The sequence below is a fragment of the Laspinema palackyanum D2c genome (assembly GCF_025370875.1).
Taxonomy (GTDB): Bacteria; Cyanobacteriota; Cyanobacteriia; order Cyanobacteriales; family Laspinemataceae; genus Laspinema; species Laspinema palackyanum.
This window is the reverse complement of sequence record NZ_JAMXFD010000069.1, coordinates 1-1,503: the sequence shown is the minus strand read 5'-3', so window position 1 is coordinate 1,503 and position 1,503 is coordinate 1. Positions and strand designations below refer to the sequence as shown.

Genomic DNA, 1,503 nt, shown 5'->3' with positions numbered 1-1,503 from the left:
GGCTCTTCAGGACTTGTGGTGATAAATTTATCTAATGAATGAGGAGTCCGACGTACCAGATTAGAAGCTGAAGCCCATACAAATGAAGGGTTTTAGCTTCTCCGGTTGAAAAATAGAGTCTTATAACTCTACAAAATCTTGAAAAAATCATTAAGTTTAGTTAGCTGGCTCAAAGTTAAGCCCTAAACTGATAAAATCTAGCTGGTTTGTGGAAGTCACCCTTTCCCCCTAAAAATTTTTGAGCTTGGGTTTATGGAAAATCATCTCAATTTAATACTGGGCTTACCTGATGTGACCGTTAGAGAATTTACGATGTTAGAAGATGGGATTTGCTTAAAAATCAAATTGACCAACTTAGGAACACACTGTCCTTTATGTCAAAGCTATAGCACCGAAATCCATCAAAATCGTCCCATCTTAGTACGAGACCTTCCTTGTTTTGATAAAGCCACTTATTTGCAGATCCCACGTCGGCAATTTTATTGTCGTCATTGTCAAAAGTATTTCACAGAAAACTTGCCTTGGATAGAATCGAAGCGGCGGCATACTCGGAGGTATGAAAAAAATATTTTTGAGCGGGTCAAGTCATCAAACCTAGCTCAAGTTGCATCAATTGAGGGGCTATCTTATGATGAAATTCAAGGGATATTTAATCACTGGGCTTCCAACATAGCCGAGCAGCAGTGGCTTGGAGCTAGACGGATAAGTCTTGATGAAATTGCTATGCGTAAAGGGCATAAAAATTATAAAGCGGTGATCTGCGACTTAGATCGACATAAGCTCATAGAAGTCATTGATGGACGAACCCAAGATTGTTTGATATCAAGGCTTTCAGAGCTTCCGCTTCAAGTCAGAAAAGCGGTAAAAGAAGTTAGTGTTGATATGTGGCATGGCTTTCCAAAAGTTATTCAAGAAGTTTTTCCCAATGCTCAAATTGTGACAGACCGATTTCATGTAATGAAACCTCTAGTTGAAGAATTGAAAAAAATCGCTAAATCTTCTGGGGTTAAAGAACAGAATAAATTGTCTCTTTTTTTGAAAAACGGAATTGATTTAAACAATGGAGAACGCGATGAATTAGAAAACCTCTTATCCTCATCTAAATCTAAGCGATTGAAAGCCGCTTACGAATATAAGGAAGAATTTCGACAGATTTATGAAACCAGTCAAACGGTTTCGGAAGGTCAAAATCGCTTTGAAGAATGGTTGCAAAAAGCTCGAAAAATTTACGGCAAAGTTATTCAAACTATTTCCGACCATTTGCCAACCATCTGTAATTACTTTATTAGTCATTCTAGCAGTGGAACTATGGAAGGAATTAACAACAAAATAAAGCTGATAAAACGGCAAGGCTATGGATTTAGAAACTTTGAAAACTTTCGGTTACGTCTTTTATCAGCTTTTTCATGAGACTCCTTATAAATTACAGATTTAACCACTCAAGAACATTGAAGATTTTGGAAATTCATTAGATAAATTTATCACCACAAGTCCTAAAGAGCC

Annotated in this window: 1 protein-coding gene; it reads left to right on the top strand. The window is 37.0% G+C overall.

What is annotated here, in order from left to right; all coding sequences use genetic code 11:
- The first annotated feature begins 252 nt into the window (after positions 1-252).
- Positions 253-1,410 carry an ISL3 family transposase gene (locus tag NG795_RS28310; RefSeq protein WP_367291939.1) on the top strand — a complete coding sequence of 386 codons (1,158 nt, stop codon included), beginning with the start codon at positions 253-255 and terminating at the stop codon, positions 1,408-1,410.
- Positions 1,411-1,503 lie beyond the last annotated feature (93 nt).

Coding starts and splice junctions, on each gene's coding strand:
- NG795_RS28310 (WP_367291939.1), top strand. CDS start 253: ATGGAAAATCATCTCAATTTAATACTGGGCTTACCTGATGTGACCGTT.